Below are 22,324 nucleotides of genomic sequence, written 5' to 3'. Positions count from 1 at the left end.
GTAATGATGAACCTCTATATTTTAGAAGATGAAAAAAATATACTGCGCCACCTCTTGCAGATGCTGAATGAAATCCCGTATATAAAGGTGGTTGGCTATGCCGAAGGCATTGCTGAGGCAGCAAGCGAAATACCATTTTTAAAACCAGATATAGTACTGGCCGACATTAGGCTCAAGGACGGGAACAGTTTTCAGCTTTTTGATGAAATCGGAACCGAAAATTTCCAACTGGTTTTTTTAACCGCCTATGACCAGTACGCCATTGATGCCCTCAACATGGGTGCATTGGGCTACCTCCTAAAACCTGTAGACCAACAGGCCCTGAGCACTGTGCTTGAAAAATGCCATCATCACCGTGGGCAAAAGACGTACGATACAGAGCTCGTCACTATAGCAAAAGAGTACTATATATCCCAGGGTGCCTCGACAAACCATCGAATTGCCCTAAAAAGTCTAGACTGCATCGAAATCGTATCTCTCGACGATATCATATATTGCAAAAGCGATAAAAGCTATACCACTTTTTTTCTAAAGGACAAACGAGAGGTATTGGTATCCAAAGGGCTCAAGCAATACGAGACCATGCTGACAAAGTTGGGTTTCATCCGTTGCCACCAATCTTATCTGGTAAACTTCTTGTACGTAAAAAAGTACTATCGCGACGGTTTTCTCGAAATGTCCAGCAAAGAAATGATACCGGTCTCCATTAGAAAAAAAGAAGAAGTCTTAAGCTATCTCGAAAATTTGGCCTGATAACCAAAACGATGCATTTAATAACCTAATTTGACAGATTCTTGGATCGAGATGGCTTTATAGCACTACGAAATGAGCAATATTAAAATTGCTATTAGCATCAAAAAACTCAAAAATATTGGTAGTTTTGTTAGGAACGGTAGGTGTTAAAAACACGGCAAGAATAGACATCATCAGTTTGTCTGTTCGTCATAAAGCACTACTAAAACAATATTGCATTAGCTATATGTTGATGCTACTTTTGATTTAAACAGCGATGGAAGGTAAAATAATTACGATAGAAGGATTGGATGGCTCTGGTAAGTCAACTCAAATCGATTTACTAATTGGAAAGTTAAACGAATTAGGTGTAAAACATAAATTCATACATTTTCCGATGTTGAATAAAGGCGAGTACGGAAAGTTAATAGCGGAGTATCTCCGAGGCGAACTGGGCTCCTTAGAGCATGTGCATCCTAAATTGGTGGCCCTTTTATTTGCTGAGGACAGAAATGAACATAAAGCGCTACTTGACGGATGGTTGAATGAAGGGTATTTGATTATTATGGATAGATATGTCAATTCGAACATTGCCTTTCAATGCGCAAAAACAAAGGAAAAGGTCGATAAAATAGAATTGAAGAAATGGATTCTTGATTTCGAATTCAATCATAACAGCTTGCCGACTCCAGATCTCTCTCTCTTCTTAAACGTACCTTTCAGCCATATCGAAAACTCGCTGAACTCAGCAAGAACTGGTGCTGATAGAGCATACCTAAATGGCAAAAAAGATATTCATGAAGATTCATTAGAACTACAGGCCAACGTATACAAAGAATATCTAACTTTATTAGATGAGCAGTCCAATTTTCATGAAATCGAGTGCTTTGGTAACGATGCAAACTGGTTGCCAAAGAATGAGATTCATGAAGCCATAATTGAAAAAATCCACCTACTTGACAATACAATTTTTAAGAACAGGATATTTGTGAAATAAAACTACAAAGCACTTGATATAAGAGTCTTCAAAACTACATCCTACTGCAGTTTGAATGGAATATCGAACAAGAAGAATCATTATAGCGAATAGCAAGGCCCAATACTACAGATTTACGGATGCTCTTGGCTAATTAGGCAACGAAAAGTGGTTAGAATACAATATTAATGAAAAAGCCATTAACTTTATTTCAAAAGATATTGCTTAGCCTTGTCCTGGTGATGTTGATCATAATGTTTAGTGATGTATTGCTGCGGTATTTTTTAGATATAAGCCTGGAATGTGGGATTTTAATCCTACCATCGGCGGCGGCGGGGCTCATTGGCTTGTTTGTATTCTTTCGCAGGAAGGGACTTTTAGCCTTGGTACTTTTGTGTACCGTCAGCAGCTTGATACTTATTTTTTACAATGTCACCAAAGATGGCATCTCTGGTAGTCGAACAGCAATATCGGGCAGTGAATACAGCATAGAAGTTGGTCCACGCAATTATTCAATTATTAAAGACTATGGACTTGCCGAAAAAATAGTAGCCGTGAAGTATTCGAATGCATTTTTTGACCCGGATTCAAAAACAGGTGTGAATCGAGGGTATCAGGTGATTGTCTTAAAGGAAACACCGGACAGCCTCTATATCGAAATCAACTCCCGACTTCACAAGGCTGTTGACAGTTTGAAGAAAAAGTAACGCTTCTGCAAATTGGGATAAAGCGTTTGAAAATGGCGCATAGATTTATAATCCAAACGAAGCACAGGCACATTGCCCCCCATTCCAACTAAGTATTTAATAATGAATAACATCTATATGCAAACAAAATATAGAAAATATTCTTATCTTAAGTAACTAAACTTAGACCTATGAAGAATTCACGTAGAGATTTTATTAAAAAAGCAAGCCTATTAGGTGCTGGAATATATACAGGAGCAAATGCATTCAGTGTATCCAGCTATCGGCGGATTATCGGCGCAAATGATCGTGTGAATGTGGGTGTCATTGGATTTTCGGACAGACATAAAGGGGCACATGCGCCGTCGTTCCTTGCCGCTTATAAAGATTTGAATTTTGATATTATCGCTGTAAGCGACATCTGGAAATTGCGGAGAGAAGAGGGCGTTAATTTTTGGAAACAGAAATTGGGTCATGATATCAGCTCCTGTTTAAACAATGAAGCACTCTACGATATAAAAGATATTGATGCAGTATTTGTATCCACTTCAGACTTCCAACATGCGTTACATACAATAGAAGCTGTAAAAGCCGGTAAGGATGTATTTGTAGAAAAGCCTCTTGCCGAAACAATGGAAGATGCGCGTGCGGTACTAAGAGCGGTGAAGGAGAGCGGAAAGATTGTTCAAATTGGCTCCCAACGCAGAAGCGGCGTGAACTATGTTGCTGCAAACGATTTTATAAAGAGTGGAAAATTTGGAGATATTGTCATGGTTGAGCTTACCTGGAACGTCAATCAACCCGGACGATGGCGTAGACCCGAGCTAGTCGCTAAGCTGAAAGAAACTGACACCGATTGGAAGCGCTTTTTGCTCAACCGGCCCGATGAACCTTTCAACGCCAGACATTATTTGGAGTATCGCTTGTTTTGGCCCTACTCATCCGGTATCCCAGGACAATGGATGTGCCATCAAATCGATACCGTGCATTGGTTTACAGGTCTCGCACATCCGCGTAGTGTCGCAGTGAATGGAGGGAATTATCTATGGAAAGATGGTCGGGAAAATGCAGATACCTTCACAGCCGTGTTTGATTACGGCCCCCTGGACGACCCAAGCAAAGGCTTCCAGGTATTGTTCAAGTCGAGACAAACAAACTCGGGTATATTAGGTGGAGAGGAAGTAAAGGAAATCTATTACAGTAATGGCGGGACGCTCAACTTAGATACCAATAAGATTACGCCAGCAGGCGGACTTCCAGAGAAGTATGCAAGTCCAATGGGTATGAAGCCAAATTTATTGCCAGAGATCAACCTCAATGACATCCGGATTAGTACAGAGGCCAATACAGGTGGCGACCCTGTTACCCTGGCGCACGTACGCAATTGGATGGAATGTGTCCGCAGCCGCAAAGAGCCCAATGCACCAGTAGAAGCTGGTTACAACCATTCAATTGCTGTTATTATGGCTAATGCAGCCTACCGAACGGGCGAAAAAGTCACTTTCGATGACAAGCGCCAGGAGGTAATTGCGGGAGGAAATATATTCAAATATTAACCTAATGTAAATCAAACGCAACCGCCCAGGGAGACCATCATGGGCGTATCCCGCACAAAACCAAGATCAATAGCTTATCCAAATGACAACTCATATTTTATAATTAACTATTTTGATGAAAAAAATAATAGTATCAACCCTACTTTTGGGGGTAATTGTACATTCAGTCCTGGCGCAGAAAAAGCAACATATAGCTGTACAGCATGACAAAGCGCGGAAGGAAGTCGTGGTTAAGGTCAATAATGAACCCTTTACAGCCCTTATCTATCCGGATAGCCTTGAGAAGCCAACACTCTACCCTATTTTAGCTGCTAACGGCGAGATTATTACCCGAGGATTCCCACTCGTACCCCGGCCGAACGAACCGACAGATCATCCGCACCACATCGGATTATGGATGAACTATGAAAGCGTGAATGGTCTTGATTTTTGGAACAACTCATCCGCCATCCCGCAGGATAAGAAAAACAAGTACGGCTGGATAAAAAAAACAGCTATATCCGAAGTTAAAAGTGGAAATGCGGGGGTCATTAAATATGTTGCAGATTGGAGCGATATCCATCAGCATACTTTGCTAAAAGAACATACAACATTTATTTTTACAGCCACAGAGGGCTATCGGACGATCGATCGCACGACAACACTTACAGCAGCACAACATGTTTCTTTTAAAGACGTTAAAGACGGCTTCTTAGGCTTACGTGTAGCGCGTGAACTGGAACTTCCTTCCAAAGAAGAACGAAAATACACAGATACACAAGGGGTCGTGACCTCCGTAGAAGGTAATGCCACGGATATCGTGACAGGCAATTATTTGACAAGCGAAAACAAAGAGGGCGACCATGTTTGGGGAACACGAGGCAAATGGTGTATGCTCTATGGTAAAAAAGGAGGGGATACAATCAGCATTGTAATAATAGATCACCCAAGCAATGTCGGTTATCCAACTTATTGGCATGCGCGCGGATATGGTTTGTTTGCGGCAAACCCACTTGGACAGAAAATTTTCAGTAACGGGACAGAAGCGTTAAATCTAGCATTGGAAACGGGCAAGTCCGCTACCTTTCGCTATCGCGTGGTGATTGCATCCGGCAAAGAACGACTGTCTACCGAAGAAATCAATAGACTGTCGGCAGAATTTGCTGATTCCAGTAAATAACCTCGGACTATTGCTTTACGCTCGCTTTTGAAACGATGACTAGGCTATACTTTCCTGTTTTTCAATTAATTTCGTTTGTTTAACGGGGCCAATTGTAGCCTAGTTAATCCCTTTAGCAATAAACGGTCCGTAGACTGCCTTTACTATCCGCTGTTCGTGATGAGCATCCAAGACGTACAAGCTATACCGCCTTCCGTTGTCGAAGACTTTAACAACAACGTGTCCATCCTCCAGGATATACCGTGCCCATGACTTATCACGGAATTCGGACCTTAATTCTTCTGGGAAATAGGTATAAATAAGATGGGGAATAGACCTATTGCCTACGGACGACACCTGCTCTATACGAGCAATAATCTCCGGTTGGATATGGGCCTTATCCCATACGGGTACAATAAATGAAGCCGCTTGGATGTACTTCAAAAAGCCAGGAGTCATCGCATCCTTATAGGCATGGTGATTTGCCTTAGCCACATCAACTTCTCCGCAGGATTGCGCGGCAAGTCCTTCAATATCGACGTATTGCCCATTTTTGTCAAGCACATGGCCGCTTAAATCCCCTCCTGAATAATAGGTAAAGTTTCCATAAGTCAATCTGAAGCCGTTGCTCATGGTGTTTTCATTCCAACTGGCTTTATTTTCCTGGTACTCGTGTTTGTAAATGGTGTCCACCCGCTGGGTCTGGTTGTTCCAAATCAAACCATTGTTGAAAAGATTCTTCACTTCAAAATGGGAATAGGCAGATTTATTCCTTAGCAGGGTAATCTGATTGTTCGATCCTACTTCAAATTTCTCCGTAGCCAGTCCTGCGGACTGGCTTTTCCATTGAATAAAATTTTGATAATTAGCAAAGTCCGCATCTGTGACGAGCGGCTTCGGAAAATCATACCGAGGGTAATCCCGATCAATAACCTTGTGAATATGAATATATTCACCCAATTCGGCTATTCCGGACAGTTGATACCCAGGTGCTGGAGATTTTGCTCTTCCAGCTCCTTTGGAAGCGTCTCCGGTATGATCGTTGTGAAAGTGAGAAACCAATAGATAGTCGATTTGATCTTTATTTGGATTGACCGATTGAATATAGCGAGCCACACGTTGCCCCGCCCTAATGGAGGAGTCGGGCAACTGAGGGGTCATAAACGCATACTCTTCTGCTGTAGGGTCCCAATCACCCACATCGATAAGCAACGTGGTCCCATCCGGAAGTATCAGGAAACTGGACTCTCCACGCCCGGTATATACATGATGGATATCCAGCTCCCCATCTTTCCATCCTTTATAAAGCTTTCCTACTTCAACGTGGTGAACGTTGGTCTGTGCGACGAGGTATGGAGAGACAAAAAGAAAAAACGACATCAATAAGTTAGATTTTTTCATTGGACTATTGTAAGTATCAACAACAAGGTTATTCGCTAGAATTGGCAAGCCTAAGGTACTGAAAATTATCGCATGATGTATAACATTCTACTTAGGCTTATTCAGGTTAAAAGGCTCTCAAGCAACATTCAAACATCGTTGTCATCTTTTTCAGTTGCCCTAATTCCAAATATCATTTGCGTAATTGCTATCCCGTCTTTGAACGGATGGATATATAGTATATCCATCCTGTTATGCTGTAAAATCTATCTTTAAAAGTATGCTACCTGGATTTTGGAGTTTAAATCCGCTAACATTTTAATACATACAAAATCAACACTTTATTGATACACAATCGTCTAAGACACGAATAGGGAATGACTATACATCTATTATCACAAATACTTACCTGCTATAACAGCACTCAAACAAGCCCCGTAAGCCGTCTCTTCTTGATGACTGGAAAGGAATAGCTTTCTCTCAAACGCCTCTTCAAAAGCCTTGCTTAGAACAGCATTTTTTTTGAGCGCATTCCCCGAACCAATAATCGCATACTTATCCATTTTGATATCTTCGGGGAGACAACGATAGAAGTTATAAAGTTCCCGAACAATACCTTTAGAAAATGCCAAAACTAGATTTTCTGGAGAAAAATTATCCAAAGATATATTATCAATAGCCCCCCGCTGCTCAGGCTCCATTCGGGAGCCTTCAAAAAGAGTCGACACAACAGGTAAATCATTGGAATCATCCTTATACAAAATGGAATTCATCACTTCATATACATCCAACTCCAACGATTGCTGTGGAGCAAACATATCTAATGTCTTGGCGAAGAAAGTCCTTAACATAGCGAGCGCTTGACCACCACACAAAGCTGCTCCAACCAAAATATACCCCCCCCCAGGAAAGGGTCGAGTCTCCAATTCTTTGACTTTTAAAAACTTTGGCGAAAAGACGGAAATTTGACTACTGGTGCCTACAGTAATATGTATGGACCGATGGATATCCCGTACAGACCCCAAAAACGCGGCTTGATTGTCTCCTAATGCCGAATAAACTGGCACTCCATGTCGATAGTAACCACAAAATGTAGCCGAATCTGAAATCTCCGGAAGAAACGAAGTATCGATGCCCAACTGTTGTAACGCCGGATAATCGAAGGTTAAATTTTCAAGATCGAAAAATCCTAGGCTGGCGCCGTTGCTAAAGTCAGTCAAAGGGGTCGTGAGACCCGAAAGTTTCATAACAACAAAATCCATAATGGTACAGATCTTTACAGCCCCTATGGGCACCAAGCCATTGTCCTGGTTATAAAAATGTGTAGCAAGGCCAAAACCCGAAGCTACAGCGTAGCCACTTTGATCTGAGATAAAGCTGACATACGTATGATTGGCTTTGAAAGGCTGATTGGCCCTTCCATCTTGCCAAGTATATAGCGGGCTGACGGCGTCACCATGCTCATTGACATACAATATCCCATGCATCTGTCCGGTGACCCCTATCCCCCTAATATCTGTATAACGGGATGAGATATCCAGCAAAATACGCTCTACGAGGTCCATTATCTGGAGCGGATCTTGCATTTTCTCCCATGCATGAGCCGACACAAGGGCCGTATCATTCTCTAAAGTAATCGACTCTATTTGCTTGCTATTATAATCATAAGCAACTCCACAAATCGAACTTGTTCCTATATCTATTCCAATAAAATGCATAAATTACTTCTATTTGTCCCCTAGCTAATTGTCCAAAAATACTTACTGAGGTTGCTTGCTAACCCCGAACTGTAGAACCAAGAAAAGTAAATAGGCTACACAGACAGCCATCACAATGACGGCACCTAACTGACCACCTACCTGGTCCGAGGCGATACCCATTAGCAACGGAAAAATGCCCCCACCGGCAATTCCCATGACCATCAACCCAGAAATTTCATTGCTGCGCTCGGGCTTGTAAGTCAAAGCCCTTGAAAAGATGATGGGAAATATATTGGAATTTCCAAGACCAATCAATGCTACACAGCAGTAGATCGAAAGGGTATCAAAACTGACAAAGAGTCCCAATACCCCTAATAATATAAGGATGACACTTAGGCTAAAGAATTTGGATGCAGAGAACCTAGCCAATATAAAAGTGCCAGCAAAACAGCCTAACGTGCGGAAAAGAAAATAGAGGCTGGTGGCATAACCTGCCTCAGCCAATGTCATGCCTGCTCGTTCAATCAATAGCTTGGGCGCGGTAATATTGACTCCGACATCAATACCGACGTGTACCAATATCCCAAAGAAAAGCAGCAGGATAAAACTGTTGCCCAACAACGTTACACATTCCGAAAAAGAAGAAGGTTTACCTTCAATAATATGCTCCTTTATAGGTGTGAACAGAAGATAAATGGTCGCTATGACCGTAACCGCAGCAAACATAGGAAACAGAAGCTTCCAGTCGCTGAAGTGAATCAGCGCCTGCGCCGCAACAATAGGCGCTACAAAGGATGCTATAGCTTTGACAAACTGACCTAGGGTCAGAAAACTAGGCAACCTGTGTCCGCTAACAACATTGGTCAACAGCGGATTGAGAGAGACCTGCATCAATGTATTCCCAAGTCCCAAAAGAGAAAAGCAAATGAGCATGGACATATTGGTGTAGGTAATAATTGGAATACACAACCCGAGAAAAGTGATAATCAAACTCAGCAAAACGGTCTTCTTACGACCAATCTTGTTCATAAGTATACCCGTGGGAATCGAAAAAACCAAAAACCATAGGTACACCATTATGGAGAAGGCATTTGCGGAAGTATCAGAAAGCTCAAAATCACTCTTCACATAGTTGGTAGCAATACCGATCAAATCGATGAACCCCATGGTGAAAAAGACCAACATCAAGGGTATCATCTTGTTTAAAAAATCATTTCTTTTCATCCGTTTGTTTTATTTATTTATAAAATGTGCATAATCAATACGACAAAGGAGCTTATCAACGATGGATTCAATCGTTGATGATCGCTCAGGTACAAGATAATCGTCCGGAGTATCTATATTCTTAACATATCGGTGCCATGAAGTATATCAAATTAAAATGAATGGTTACATTTAATCTCCAACACCGAATGTGAGTATCAGGCCGAGGCGTACTGCAATCACTTGCGGGCACTTAAAGATAAGGTATTCCGCAAGTGAAGAAGAGGTAGAAGGAATCATTTACCAACCGGCATTCTGTTTATAAAGCCCTTTGACATAACTGATTTGCGTCTCTGGAATAGGAAAATACTCATCCCTATTCTTTTTGAACACCGCATCTTTCAAATATGAGCGTCGCGTTTTTTCTATTTCGAAATATGCATTCATCGATTCGGCCGCTATACCCCAGCGCACCAGATCGAAAAACCACTTTCCTTCGGTAGCGAACTCCAGGCTCCGCTCCCAACGAAGAGCCTGCATTGCGAATTCTTTACTCCATGCGGGGCAGTTGACTCCCGGTGTATAAGGCTGCACGTCAAATCTACCTGTAGGTGTGCCATTTGCAAATTTCAAACGATTGGTGCTAGAGGCTGCTCGTGCACGAATAGCATTGACCAACCGTAGGGACTCATCCATATCTTGACCGAGCTGAATCAAAGCTTCAGCACGCCAAAGCATTACTTCATCTAATCGCAACACATCCCAGTTGAGCCCCGCACCCATAAAAGGATTGGTCTTCTTGAAGCAATCCGAAGTTGGTGAGACAATCAGCTTCTGACTCATGGAATATCCGTATACCTCTGGTGTGCGCACCCAACTCTCGCCCATAATGTAGCTAGGCTCGTATTTCCAAGGCATACCCGGAACGGCAACAGTATGCATCAAACGGGGATCCATGGGGGTAGCAGCAAATGCCGCCTTGTTGTCCAGCATGATACCTTTGTTATAGTTTGCAAAATCTGGAATCCCATTTACAGTCTTATAACGATTCATCTGCTGCACGGTAGGCTGTAAAAAACCACAGCAACCGTAGTCCGAATTGACAGGTGAAACTAACCACGAATTGAGACGACCAGTCTGGGTATCTGTCGTATATTGTATGGCCCAAATGGATTCGCTTCCATTTTCGTATTCGCAGAGGAAATTTTCTGCGAAATCGCTTGCCAAACGCTTACCAGAGTTGTCAATGATATCTTTACAAAGCGTAGCAACTTCAGTCAATTTTTCCGGATTGATGTTTACAACATTGTGCTTATCATCTTGCTCATAGGCCGAGAAAATAAGTGCTTTAGCTAAATAAGCTTTGGCTGCGTAGCTCGTTGGACGTCCCACCTCGCTCTGCACATCAGGCAACACAGAGGCGCCGACTCGGAAATCATCAATCAATTTGGCCCAAAGCTCTATGTTGGTCAGATCATCTGTCCCGACTTTGTCATACATATCTTGTGGAGTATCCTCATCTATATAAGGAAAAAATTTAAAACACTGCTTCATATACATATAGATATGGCCTCGTAGAAAACGCAACTCCGCAATTCGTTGCTCTTTTAACGGATATTGCTCTAGCGTTAGATTCTTCACTCGTCTTAAGGCATCGTGTATCCGGCCGATAGCGACATAGTGGACCCACCATAGATTGTCAAGGTCATCAACATTGGTAGCCTGCATGTATGTGAAAGTCTCCCATCGGTTACGCTCAGCATTATCATTGGTACCAGAGCCACCTTTATAAGCCTCACCTCCTCGAACGGATCCCTCTTCGTATGGCATCCCCATCTGTTTGTTAAAGTGGTTCTGACCGGTGAATGAATAAGCGGCATTGACCATCTTCTCTACTTGCTCAGGTTCATTGAGATCTTCGTCCGACACAACGCCCTGAGGCTTGGTATCGAGCATGGACTCACAACTCACCGTTACTAGTAAAATAAAGCCCAGAAATAATATATTTAATCGTTTCATAATTTGCTATTTTTTAAACTATTAAAATGAAGCATTGATTCCGAATGTCATCGAGAAGGGTAATGGATAGCCATTCCCGGGAGTTTCCGGATCTAGACCTGTATATGGATTGCTTCCAGATGTCTTCTTGATCCGCAATACATTATCTGCGCGCAAGGCCAAACGAACTCGCTTAATCTTTGCTCGCTCCAACACCATCTGCGGAATGGTATACCCTAACTCTATATTTCGGACTTTCATATAGGAGCCACTCTCCACATAATAAGTAGAAAAGCGCCCTTCGTCATTGTAATTGTTGATGGATATAGCGGGTATGCTACTAGCAGTGTTGGTCGGTGTCCAAGCGTCCAAGAGACGTACACCGTAATTCTCGCCCGATGTACTGAGTGCATAGATATCCGTCCAAGATTTCCATCCCTGAACATTAAGCTTCTTGCCTACCAATCCATTGAAGAACATAGAAAAATCGAAGTTTTTCCAATCCATCGATACATTTATGCCGTATTCCATAGCAGGATCCTGATTGCCTAGCCAAGCACGGTCCTCTTGGTTGATCTTACCATCATTGTTAATGTCACGAAAGCGAATACGACCTGGCGCCGCCCCCACCTGATCGGCATGGGCATTGACATCTTCGAGGGATTGGAACAATCCATCTGCAATATATCCATACATCGAAGAGCGAGAGCGTCCGAGGATATTCTGATCGGTACCATTTCCAGCAAAGTTGTTGATAACCTCATCTGGGACTTTCATAATACGCTGCTTGTTGTGCGAAAATACAGCCCCCACATTCAGGCCTACTTCGCCTAACTTGTCCCTATAATTAAGGGTCAACTCCACCCCCTTATTATCGATATCAGCACCATTGAGCCACATCTGAGCACCTTCACCTAAGGTCGCAACAGTCCCCGGTTTCATTAAAATATCTGTCGTTTTCTTAATGTAATAATCAAATGATCCATTGAACTTGGCGTTCATAAAGGCGAAATCTACTCCAAAGTTGTGCTGCGTGGTGGTCTCCCACTTCAGGTTGGGATTATTGCGTTGGGTACGACGGAAACCAGAAGGTAGATTGCTCCCACCCTGTCCTGAGAAATCATAAGCAGTGCCCCAATTCCAATCGAATACAGAATTCAAATCATAAAGCGAACTATACATCAAGTAGGCTGCATAATCATCAATCTGTGAATTTCCATTTTGTCCCCATCCATAACGAAGCTTCAACTGCGAAAAACCAGACAAGACATCTTCAAAAAATGACTCATTATTCAAGACCCAACCAAAGGAAACCGCCGGAAAAGTTGCCCAACGATTATTCTCTCCAAATACAGAAGAAGCATCGCGACGTAAAGTAGCTGAAGCTAGATACCGATCACCGTAATTGTAATTGAACTTTCCAAACCAAGAAATAAGTGTATTGTTGCTTGCTCCGCCACCGTTCTCACGATCCTCTTCACCGGCATCCAACTGCATATAGTCGGGAGTCTCCAAAGCAAACACCCTACGACTACCCCAATGGCTACGGAAGGTATGGTCTACTGTCTCTTGACCAACCATCACGTCAAACTTGTGCTTGCTCACATCGAATACATATTGCAGTATATTGCTATTATTCCAATCATAATTGAAATTGGAAGTCTGGTATAGGCCATTGCGCGTCTCGCTCATAAAGCCCGATTTATAGGTTAAATCACTAGTCTTTCTCCAATACCCAACGAAATCCACGCCAAATGTAGATCGAAAATTCAGTCCCTTCAATATTTCAATATCTATATAGGTATTGCCAAACAGGCGCAAATTATCTTGATGATTCTGCTTATTATCTGCAATCAATCGGACGGGATTCTGCCGATCGCTCATCCCTCCAACTGGTCCGCCCCATCCTATTCCGTCCACAGTACGTACAGGTACAATCGACATCAAAGATTTGGTACTGCCCAGATTACCGTCTCCAATATTATAACTCGTACGCCATTGAGATACAGTGAAGTTTTCACCAACCTTGATTTTACCATCTAACCAGGTATAATCGCTATTCATACGCGCGTTGACACGTCTAAAAAAGCTCCCGTCAATCGTCCCCTCATTACCATAGTAATCGGCTGCGAAAAGGGACGTCCCCTTGTCTGAACCATTAGATAGCGTGACGTTATACTGTTGAATCCGTCCGGTCCTTAGAATTTCTTTTTGCCAATCGGTATCGGCAGAGCGCATGGTCTTCTCGATAGGATCGAGATATTCACGCCAAGTCACACCATCAAGTACCCAATTATTATTGGCATCCTGATGATCTTGATACTGATACAGTCCGCCGAAATCACGTACGAAACCTATCCCAACTTGATTGGGATCTGCCGCACCATTATCATTCTTTATTGCCCAATACTGCGCAATTCCTCGCTGCTCAGTATTCATCAATTGATAGGGCTTGGCTCCGCTAGTAATCGTATTGGAAGCATTGACATCAACAACGGTGCCTTTTTTACCCCTACGTGTTGTAATGATAATGACACCATTGGCAGCGCGCGAGCCATAGATGGAAGCGGCAGAAGCATCTTTCAATACCTGGATTGACTCGATATCCATGGTAGCCAGCTCGGCCATGGAACGTGTAGTAGGTGTACCGTCTATGATATAGAGCGGATTGTTGTTATTCAATGTACCCTCACCGCGGATTCGGACGGAAGCCGATGGATCTGGAGATCCATTGAATGACACCGCCATACCAGCGACCTTGCCTTGAGCTGCACGCATCGCACTCCCGGTGGTACTAGAGCGGATCTGATCGACATTGATGACGGATACCGCTCCCGTCAAATCAGCTTTACGCTGACGCGTATAGCCAGTTACGACAACCTCATTCAATTGAAGCTCATCTTCTTCCAATTGTAAGGTGAAATCAGAAACAGATGCAGCAGGCATCTCTACCGCTTTGTAACCAACATAACTAAAGACCAAAATGCTGCTCTTAGCAACCCGTAAGCTGAAGCGGCCCTCCGCATCAGTGCGTGTACTGACTTGTTCTGCATTTTTTTCAACCACAGAAACATTGGCCATGGGTTTTCCAGCTTTTGTCAAAACAATACCGCTTGCTACGATTTGTTGCTGCTGTTGTTGAAGATTTTTGTCCATATCGCCGGCAAACCCTTGGCTGGAAATAATGGTTAATAAAAACAGCAGCACATACTGGCTCGCCATTTTTATTATTCTAGTTGTTTTTTTCATGGATTAGGTTTATTAAGGTGTGTATCGAAGAGGTTTATTCCCATACGCCTCGTTTGTGATGAACGCGGCCAATCGAATGACCACGAGTCAAGGAGATCGAATGGGATAGGTGTCATCCTCAAAATTCAATAGTAAATACATAGCTGCTATTTTTAAAACGTAGTCTTCCACACCGTGCAGATGCTTGCTCGGTAATCAGACCAGTTAGGATTAATTCATTACACTCGAAAACTAGCTAGTGTTTAGTTTTTTAATGCCTCCACTTTTACATCTCGAAAAATGGCATTTCCGTTTTTCACGTAGAAAAATAGCTTATCCCCCCTATGCTCCGGCAATCGGTTCAGTAAGCATCGTTTATTGTCAATAGATACATCAAAAAAATCTTCATAGACAATCACCTCCAAATCAAACGGCTCTTTCATCCCCTTTACTGCTTGAATGGACGAATTGTGCATCAGGACTGTCTGGTTATTGGGGTTTAATTCTAACCTGTATCCATCCATATGCCTGTCGGTAGCCCGCAAAAACAAGCCCAATTCCTCATAATTACCGTTGGGCTCTATACGCATGGAAATCCGATAATTGTCCGGCAATGCGTCCATTTCGGCGATACCGAAATCACCTGCAGCAGTGATGGTCAGCATCTTATCTTCTGGTGAAACCTGTGCAGATTTGAAAGGCGTTTTTATCACTGGATCTGTAATTGGGGAAGCACTAGGCTGCACTTCTGGTAAAAACTTAGAAGACAGTGTGCCATTGGGTTCCTGACAAATTTCGCGAAAGAGTATATTGCCACCCCAGATTCGATCTTCATTGTCCTTGTTGTCTTTGCGATACGGTGAGTAAGCCACCCCTATTCGGCGTCCGTCCTTAAATGGAGCAGTCTTGTAGACGCATTCAAAATGCGAAGCCAAAGTTTGAGATTCTGGGTAAACCCATGGTCCATATGGATTCTGAGACATTACATAATAGGTGTGGCCAGCAATGCTGTACAATAAGTAATACCAATCATTCCATTTGAAATAATCGGCACACTCTGGAGTACCTCGCTGTCCTTTTAAAGGAGATTCGATCTCCTTCCAATCTTTTAGGTCAGAAGAAACCAAATGGACCAGATAACCACCGAACCCATTCAAAATAGGATCTTTGAGATTGCCCGAAACAAGTAGGTGAAACAAACCATCTTCTCCCTTAAAAACCTTGGGATCTCTAAAGTCTCGACTTATACAGACATCTGGAGCATAATAAAATGGATTGGGAGTTTGCTTCTCATAGGTATAGCCTCCATCATGACTAATGGCGTAGCTTAACTGCTCGTGGACCTTTTCATTTTCTTTGACACGGGTAGCATAAAAAGCATAAAACTTATCCCCTTCAGCTATTACGGACCCTGTACATATTGATTTTTCCCACTCATCATTGTCGATACCCAAAGCCACTGGATGGTGCTGCCAATTCACTAAATCGGTGGAGGTACTCAATGCCCACTGATGCCCGCCTAAACCATCTAAACCAGCATGGTGTCCTTCATCTAATAACCAGTATAAGTAGAATGTCCCATTATGATAATAGGGCATGCAATCACCAGAAAATAAATGTGCCTCGGTCGGTTTGAAATATTGCAAACTAGTTGTTCGCTGGATTGAAGGATTATAATCCGTTACTTTTTGAGCAAAAGAAGACTTAGTAAGCAACAGAAGAACTGCTAAAAATATTTTTTTCATTGGACTATAGATTTATGTTGATAACGAGCGTCTGTTTATGAAGACATATGCAAGGACACAAGCATGACATTTAATTGATTATAATGGGTTATTGATTGGCAACAAATATAAACCACAAACTAACATAAACAAAAAAAATATTTATTATTTGTTATCATATTGTTTACATACGAAACAAAAAAATAAGCAGAAAATGCAAAATACAGGGTCAAACCGGAGAAATATTCAATTTGTCAACAATATTTGTAATTACCTTAAATAAAGGTAATTACAAACAAAAGTCTACACAATAAAAAGAATTAAATGCTTCAAACCATTACTTTACATTAAATGTAAACATTTAGTCAATTATTTTTTATAAATACGTATGAAATGTGTATCAAAAGTCTGATACACAAGCGGAAAAACAATCAATAAATGAAAAAAATTAAACAATTAACATTACATTTGAAGCAGCTAATGTAAATTATGTATCTATGGGATTAAAACCAACCTTCAAAGACATATATGTCATTTTAAAAGACCAAATCGTCAAAGCCTCTTTTAGTTCTGGCTCTATGTTACCTACTGAACAAGTTCTCGCCAAGAGATACGGCGTATCTAGACCGACTGTCGCAAAAGTCTACAACCAATTGCAAGCAGAAGGCTTTGTCAAGAAAACAAAAGGGCTTGGAACGGTGGTGACGCACCAATATTCGAATAGACCTTATACATTCGGCCTATTGCTCCCCGGATCGGGTGAGTCTGAAATATTTGCGATCATCAATGACCAGCTATTGAGACAATCAGAATCAGGTTTATTTAATTGCATATGGGAAGGAGCAACGGCAAGTAGTGCCGACATCCGAAAGACACTCATCGAAACATGCTGTGAAAACTATATACAAAAGAAAGTAGATGGCATTTTCTTCTCCCCTCTTGAACGAGTACCGAATGCGTATGACTTGAATCTCAAGATCTGCAAAGCGATAAAGGATGCGAATATACCTTTGGTGCTCATTGATCGGGACGTGGTGACTGCACCCGAAAGAAGCGAGTTTGATGTAGTATCTATCGACAATTTTAACGCAGGATGTATTGCCGCCCAACATTTGATTGATAGAGGATGTGAACGATTGCATTTTTTTTATCGTCCAGGGTCGGCAAGTTCCGTTGATCTAAGAATTTCAGGAGTACGGGATACTGTACTAAAGCACGGCTACTCATTTACGGAAAAAAATGTATTCTGCGGTAATCCGGAGGAGGTCCATTATGTTAAGCAGATGGAAGTAATACCGGGTAAGACGGGAATCATTTGTGCCAACGACTCTACCGCCGCGGTGCTGATGTCATCACTTGATGATCTGGGAATTGAAATCTCCAAGGACATTCTCATCTGTGGATTTGATGATATGAAATACTCCAAACACCTTAAACACTCCTTGACTTCCTTCCGGCAGCCATGTGAAGAGATTGCCAACATTAGCATTGAGCTCTTGATGCGAAGATTAAAAGACAACAATCGTATCCCAATCACCATAAATCTCAACGGCGATATCGTCATACGAGATTCGAGCCGGTTCCTCTAGTCCGTATGAAGCTCGGCCATAAAAAGATAAACTAAATAATCAAAATTCTTAAACCTATTAAAAATGAGATTCAACTTAAACAAGGTATCAATGTGGATATTGATACTATCCAGCGCCCTATTGACGACAGGCTGTGGGGAGAAAAAAGAACTTGTCCACCTTCAATTGAAATCCAGTCCTTGGCAATTTCCAAGAGCTACGCCCAGCAGTATCTTAACCACACAAAGCAAACAGGCGAAATTAGCGGCCCCCGCCGATACGAGTAGCTTTACGATTAAAATGCTAGTGAACCTAACGACTTCGGATGGGCCGAAAAGCTTACTCAAAATCCCGAATGTACTGGATTTTAAGATATATGAACACTCGAAAAATGACCGAAAAATACAAAATTATCCTGCCTATCCAATGCCGGATGGATCGGTGCCAGTGCTCGAGGCCGCACTCCACCTTCACCTTCCAGTAGAACCAGCAGAATCCAAAGATATGCCAATAGGCATTCCGCTGGCTATGTTGGAAAAACCACAAACCCATCATGAGGTTGTACTAAATTTCACGGGGGTGGAATGGACGCTATACATAGACGGAGAATTGATGGATAATGACTTTGCATTGGGCTATCCCGCGTGGAGTAAAGAATCTACTTGGGAAATAGACCCTTCATTGGTATCAAAAGCGGAAATATTCTTCCCCGGCATCAAACCTGAAAAGATTGCGCTGCAAACACCCCGCACAAGACCTGAAATCCAATATTGGACCCCAGAAGGTCACAACTCTTGGGTAGGCGATGTGGCTACATTTTATCATGAAGGCCGCTATCACGTATTTTACCTTTACGATAGGCGTGGTCACGCCAGCAAATTCGGTCGAGGCGGACATTACTTCGAACATCTATCGACAGTAGATTTCAAAACCTGGGTCGAGCATGATGCAGCAACTCCAATCGAAAAACAATGGGAGACATTGGGGACGGGAACACCCTTCATATTTGACAATAAGCTCTGCATAAGCTATGGCTTACATACGACCCGTATCTATCCCGCTGAAAAAACAACTTTACCTTTGCAATGGGACTATTACAACAAAAACGGAGAAACGGGTTCATTCCTGTATGATACGATACCAGGATTCCCGGCAGGATCGACCTACTCCATCAGCCAAGATGGAATCAGTCAATTCAAAAAGACTCATATACTGTATCACCCCTGTGAGAATCCGAGTGTATATACCGATCCAGAAGGGCGGCTACGCATGCTAGCCAACTATGGCGCCAAGGGTACATGGGAATCGAAATCGATAACTGGAGGTTGGAAAAACATCAATCCGGGATTCCCTCCAGGTGGAGATTGTACATTTTTCTTTCGGTGGGGCGGCTTTGATTACGTCATCGGTGGCTTTACTGGGCTATGGTCGAAGCCAGCTAGTGCTGCAGAAGATAAATATACAGATGTCGTAAAACAGGGTCTTGATTTCTATAACGGAATGGCAGTACCGGCCGTAACGGAAATAAATGATGGTCGATTCCTCATGGCAGGATGGATCCCAATTGCGGGATGGGGAGGTACGTTGAATATCCATGAGATGATACAACTCCCTGACGGCAGAATTGGAACAAAATGGATGGAGGAAATTGTCCCACAAACGGAAAAAGAAAATGAAATTTCAGCAGAGATACAAGAGGACCAAACATTTGACAGCAAAAGTCCTTCCTTTTTACTGACATTTGATGTGGAACCAGGTGAGGACATTTCTGGAAAAATAGGTGCGCTGTTCCTAGGCCAGCAGGAAGATATTCCTGCCTGCGAATTTCAGATAGACCAGACGACCAAGAGAGCCCAATATGGTAAAGGTGACCTTCAGGCTTTCTCGAATTTAGAAAAGACTTTACGCGAGGGAGGCTCTCCAAATAGCGCCCGCCATTATGCCATTGAAAACCTATTGGATACAGAAAAACCATATACCGTTCGTATCATCGTCAAATACGATAGTAAGTTCGGTGGTTCGCAAATTGATGCTGAAATTGCTGGCAAGCGTACAATGATTACGTTTTGTCCAGATTTGAAAGTGGAAAAGATCCTTTTAAGAAAAAATCAGGCCGGCATTAAAAACGTTCGGATTGCAGCCTTGAAGCATTAGTATCCATTCCTTATCCGGGATGCCTCTCTCCCTATCAAATCGTTAAATAACGAGAGCGAGCATCCCGGATAATCTTCTTAAACTGAAATAATAGCTTCAAATTTGTAATACTCGCGAAAACCCTACAGCGGGAATAACGAGCGAGGTGTAACATCCTATTGCTTCTAAATAAAATTGTCACGCTTTATGTCCGAATAGTGCGAACTATTGCTAATTTTGGGTGTTATTCATTTTTGAAAAGTAAACACAGGACTATTAAAGCGCCCGATAGATTATGACGGTTAGAAAAGGCATCTATAGTGTCGCGTTAGCGATATTGCTGACATCAAGTCTAATGATGTCGTGTATTGGATTGAAAAACACGCCCATACAAGGTCAGTTATTGTCCAGTAATTGCAACCAACACAATGCATATTCCTACACTGCGGATAAAATACCTCCTCCTATCCATGAGCTAACATTGGACGCTTCTTTGCGCACAAAATTGAGCTTTAAAAGTCTGAATATGGCAAATGCCATTGGCGCATTGGATTGGATATCCCAGTATATCAAGTTACAGCAGGAAGTATTGCGACGTCCTAACGTAGAAAATAGACTAGCCGTGATGGAAATCAAGCAACAAATCGATCACCGTATCAACCTGTCCTCTCTTGAAGTCTCTGCCGTATCGTCAGAATTGGATTGCGAAGAGGAGCGTACAAGTCAGGTAGCCAATTACCTAAAGGGTAAAGAGAACGATTTCGAAACCAAACTTACAGTAGGTGCTATTGTGGTGGGGGCATCGGGTGCTGTCTCTACGGGTGTGCTGATTACAGATGATAAAGCGGCCGATTACGTAGGCTTGGCTACTGGGGTCACCGAAGCTACGCTGGGTATGATGATGCTTTTTAATAAACGGACTACCGACTTTTACCACGAGCGCAATACATTAAAAGAAATCTGGGACGGTGCCGAAACATCTGCAAGCTTCCCCCCTTCAGTATGGTACTACCTCAAATACTACGACCCTAAAGACGGCAAGAAATCTTCCGTACGCAATCAAATCATCACCAAGTGGATGACATTCGGACAGATAGACAACGATGATGATGATAGCAAAAAACAGAAACTAATAGAACTGTACTTTGGCAAGGGTGGACGCTACTCAACCGAACAATTGGAGAACAGGGCTGATATGTACGACCAGTTGGAATCGCATATCAACCTCATGAAACAAGATCTTAAGGGATTATCCGTCGAGCTTGATGCCATCGTAGCATCCCGACCATAGGTCGACTACTGTGCAATATAAGCGTCAGCATTCGCCATTACCTTCCTAAATAACCCCTTGATATGGTCTATTTCTTGCTGATGACTATGCTGCTTGCGAGTGCCAAAATAAAGGGTATTTGTCAACTTCTTACGCCCTTCCCAAATCAGCTTAATCTGGCCAGAATTCAATTCTTGCCGACACAGAAAGTCTGGAATGACAGCCACGCCCGTACCACCACTTAAACATCGGACAATGGAATTAAGATTAGGTACGATATAGTTCGGTCTAAAATCAGGTTGCTTATCGAAATTGAGCTTCCAAAAGCGCAACAAGTGCTCCATATCTCCGGTAGTACCGTACCACTTTTGGGCTTTCAACCAATCCGCGATCTCCTCGATATTGGCTTCCTTTTTTATATGTTCGAAATAGCTGGTATCGACTTGGGGCCCTCCTACTAACACAATCTGCTCGGAAGAAAAAGCCTCGTGCTCAATGCGAGGCGAAATACCCTTTTGAGGGGTAATAATCAAATCTAGGATACCTTTGTCCAGTTGGTCCAGCATCTCTGGATACTCTCCAAAACAGATGATAAGGTTGAAGGGTAATGTGGAGACATACTGCTCTAGGGTAATCTGGAAAGTTTCAAAGCACATGCCCACACTGATAGTTGGTGTATGTGCTTCTGTACATCGTTGAAAGTTCTTCTCTACCTCTTCTAATTTCACCAATGGGTCGACAATAGCATTGAACAATACTTTTCCACGCTCGGTGGGCACCATTTTACGACCGGTGCGATCGAACAATTTATAGCCTACATAAGATTCCAGCGAACTCAAATGCAGGCTAACGCCAGGTTGGGAAATGAAAAGTGTCTCCGCAGCTCCTGTAAGCGTCCCTGTCTTATAGATTGCCTTAAATGTACGGTACCATTCTAGATTGACCATGAGCTATCATTTATATAATACAAAGGTATAACATATCTTATTTTTCTGATAATTATTTCCTCCTTAATTTTGTATCGAAGCCTTT

At 42.5% G+C, this 22,324-nt stretch carries 15 protein-coding genes; 8 read left to right on the top strand and 7 right to left on the bottom strand.

From position 1 onward, the window contains the following. Positions 1-3: 3 nt before the first annotated feature. The 5 genes from OQ289_RS10710 to OQ289_RS10690 all read left to right on the top strand — a co-directional run bounded on the left by OQ289_RS10710 (position 4) and on the right by OQ289_RS10690 (position 5,109). Positions 4-753 (top strand): LytR/AlgR family response regulator transcription factor, encoded by a 750-nt coding sequence (locus OQ289_RS10710; RefSeq protein WP_270090739.1) that lies wholly within the window; start codon positions 4-6, stop codon positions 751-753. 256 nt (positions 754-1,009) lie between these two features. Continuing rightward, positions 1,010-1,729 carry a dTMP kinase gene (gene tmk / locus OQ289_RS10705; protein ID WP_270090738.1) on the top strand — a complete coding sequence of 240 codons (720 nt, stop codon included), beginning with the start codon at positions 1,010-1,012 and terminating at the stop codon, positions 1,727-1,729. A gap of 167 nt (positions 1,730-1,896) precedes the next feature. Continuing rightward, positions 1,897-2,415 carry a hypothetical protein gene (locus OQ289_RS10700; protein WP_270090737.1) on the top strand — a complete coding sequence of 173 codons (519 nt, stop codon included), beginning with the start codon at positions 1,897-1,899 and terminating at the stop codon, positions 2,413-2,415. A 170-nt stretch (positions 2,416-2,585) separates the two neighbouring features. After that, positions 2,586-3,950: a Gfo/Idh/MocA family protein gene (locus tag OQ289_RS10695; RefSeq protein WP_270090736.1), complete on the top strand. Its 1,365-nt coding sequence runs from the start codon at positions 2,586-2,588 to the stop codon at positions 3,948-3,950. Between the two features lie 115 nt (positions 3,951-4,065). Continuing rightward, the gene (locus tag OQ289_RS10690; RefSeq protein WP_270090735.1) at positions 4,066-5,109 is read left to right on the top strand and encodes a PmoA family protein; all 1,044 of its coding nucleotides are present in this window, start codon (positions 4,066-4,068) and stop codon (positions 5,107-5,109) included. A gap of 99 nt (positions 5,110-5,208) precedes the next feature. Here OQ289_RS10690 and OQ289_RS10685 read toward each other — a convergent pair whose 3' ends face one another. From OQ289_RS10685 to OQ289_RS10660, 6 genes are all read right to left on the bottom strand, one after another. After that, on the bottom strand, positions 5,209-6,489 hold the full coding sequence (locus tag OQ289_RS10685) for an MBL fold metallo-hydrolase (RefSeq protein WP_270090734.1): 1,281 nt from the start codon (positions 6,487-6,489) through the stop codon (positions 5,209-5,211). Positions 6,490-6,863: 374 nt separating this feature from the next. After that, positions 6,864-8,186: a sedoheptulokinase gene (locus OQ289_RS10680; protein ID WP_270090733.1), complete on the bottom strand. Its 1,323-nt coding sequence runs from the start codon at positions 8,184-8,186 to the stop codon at positions 6,864-6,866. Positions 8,187-8,228: 42 nt separating this feature from the next. Continuing rightward, positions 8,229-9,392: an MFS transporter gene (locus tag OQ289_RS10675; RefSeq protein WP_270090732.1), complete on the bottom strand. Its 1,164-nt coding sequence runs from the start codon at positions 9,390-9,392 to the stop codon at positions 8,229-8,231. 279 nt (positions 9,393-9,671) lie between these two features. Then, complete coding sequence (locus OQ289_RS10670; protein ID WP_270090731.1) at positions 9,672-11,390, bottom strand: RagB/SusD family nutrient uptake outer membrane protein; 1,719 nt, start codon at positions 11,388-11,390, stop codon at positions 9,672-9,674. A gap of 21 nt (positions 11,391-11,411) precedes the next feature. Continuing rightward, positions 11,412-14,618, bottom strand: a complete 3,207-nt coding sequence (locus tag OQ289_RS10665; RefSeq protein WP_270090730.1) for a SusC/RagA family TonB-linked outer membrane protein — start codon at positions 14,616-14,618, stop codon at positions 11,412-11,414. Positions 14,619-14,860: 242 nt separating this feature from the next. Further along, positions 14,861-16,342 carry a family 43 glycosylhydrolase gene (locus tag OQ289_RS10660; RefSeq protein ID WP_270090728.1) on the bottom strand — a complete coding sequence of 494 codons (1,482 nt, stop codon included), beginning with the start codon at positions 16,340-16,342 and terminating at the stop codon, positions 14,861-14,863. A gap of 476 nt (positions 16,343-16,818) precedes the next feature. Here OQ289_RS10660 and OQ289_RS10655 point away from each other — a divergent pair, with 476 nt between their 5' ends. From OQ289_RS10655 to OQ289_RS10645, 3 genes are all read left to right on the top strand, one after another. Further along, positions 16,819-17,910 carry a LacI family DNA-binding transcriptional regulator gene (locus tag OQ289_RS10655; protein WP_270090726.1) on the top strand — a complete coding sequence of 364 codons (1,092 nt, stop codon included), beginning with the start codon at positions 16,819-16,821 and terminating at the stop codon, positions 17,908-17,910. Positions 17,911-17,973: 63 nt separating this feature from the next. Next, positions 17,974-20,043: a hypothetical protein gene (locus OQ289_RS10650; RefSeq protein WP_270090724.1), complete on the top strand. Its 2,070-nt coding sequence runs from the start codon at positions 17,974-17,976 to the stop codon at positions 20,041-20,043. Between the two features lie 274 nt (positions 20,044-20,317). After that, the gene (locus OQ289_RS10645) at positions 20,318-21,313 is read left to right on the top strand and encodes a hypothetical protein (RefSeq protein ID WP_270090722.1); all 996 of its coding nucleotides are present in this window, start codon (positions 20,318-20,320) and stop codon (positions 21,311-21,313) included. 5 nt (positions 21,314-21,318) lie between these two features. Here the strand turns inward: OQ289_RS10645 and OQ289_RS10640 are convergent, their stop codons facing one another. Further along, positions 21,319-22,239, bottom strand: coding sequence for a LysR family transcriptional regulator (locus tag OQ289_RS10640; RefSeq protein WP_270090721.1), 921 nt, complete (start codon positions 22,237-22,239; stop codon positions 21,319-21,321). Positions 22,240-22,324: the final 85 nt, after the last annotated feature.

This window comes from Sphingobacterium sp. SYP-B4668 (assembly GCF_027627455.1).
GTDB lineage: Bacteria > Bacteroidota > Bacteroidia > Sphingobacteriales > Sphingobacteriaceae > Sphingobacterium.
This window is presented reverse-complemented; position numbering and strand designations above follow the sequence as displayed.

What these genes read in the sequence shown, in the direction of transcription:
- OQ289_RS10710 (WP_270090739.1), top strand. Translation starts at nt 4, where the DNA reads ATGATGAACCTCTATATTTTAGAAGATGAAAAAAATATACTGCGCCAC.
- tmk (WP_270090738.1), top strand. Translation starts at nt 1,010, where the DNA reads ATGGAAGGTAAAATAATTACGATAGAAGGATTGGATGGCTCTGGTAAG.
- OQ289_RS10700 (WP_270090737.1), top strand. Translation starts at nt 1,897, where the DNA reads ATGAAAAAGCCATTAACTTTATTTCAAAAGATATTGCTTAGCCTTGTC.
- OQ289_RS10695 (WP_270090736.1), top strand. Translation starts at nt 2,586, where the DNA reads ATGAAGAATTCACGTAGAGATTTTATTAAAAAAGCAAGCCTATTAGGT.
- OQ289_RS10690 (WP_270090735.1), top strand. Translation starts at nt 4,066, where the DNA reads ATGAAAAAAATAATAGTATCAACCCTACTTTTGGGGGTAATTGTACAT.
- OQ289_RS10685 (WP_270090734.1), bottom strand. Translation starts at nt 6,489, where the DNA reads ATGAAAAAATCTAACTTATTGATGTCGTTTTTTCTTTTTGTCTCTCCA.
- OQ289_RS10680 (WP_270090733.1), bottom strand. Translation starts at nt 8,186, where the DNA reads ATGCATTTTATTGGAATAGATATAGGAACAAGTTCGATTTGTGGAGTT.
- OQ289_RS10675 (WP_270090732.1), bottom strand. Translation starts at nt 9,392, where the DNA reads ATGAAAAGAAATGATTTTTTAAACAAGATGATACCCTTGATGTTGGTC.
- OQ289_RS10670 (WP_270090731.1), bottom strand. Translation starts at nt 11,390, where the DNA reads ATGAAACGATTAAATATATTATTTCTGGGCTTTATTTTACTAGTAACG.
- OQ289_RS10665 (WP_270090730.1), bottom strand. Translation starts at nt 14,618, where the DNA reads ATGAAAAAAACAACTAGAATAATAAAAATGGCGAGCCAGTATGTGCTG.
- OQ289_RS10660 (WP_270090728.1), bottom strand. Translation starts at nt 16,342, where the DNA reads ATGAAAAAAATATTTTTAGCAGTTCTTCTGTTGCTTACTAAGTCTTCT.
- OQ289_RS10655 (WP_270090726.1), top strand. Translation starts at nt 16,819, where the DNA reads ATGGGATTAAAACCAACCTTCAAAGACATATATGTCATTTTAAAAGAC.
- OQ289_RS10650 (WP_270090724.1), top strand. Translation starts at nt 17,974, where the DNA reads ATGAGATTCAACTTAAACAAGGTATCAATGTGGATATTGATACTATCC.
- OQ289_RS10645 (WP_270090722.1), top strand. Translation starts at nt 20,318, where the DNA reads ATGACGGTTAGAAAAGGCATCTATAGTGTCGCGTTAGCGATATTGCTG.
- OQ289_RS10640 (WP_270090721.1), bottom strand. Translation starts at nt 22,239, where the DNA reads ATGGTCAATCTAGAATGGTACCGTACATTTAAGGCAATCTATAAGACA.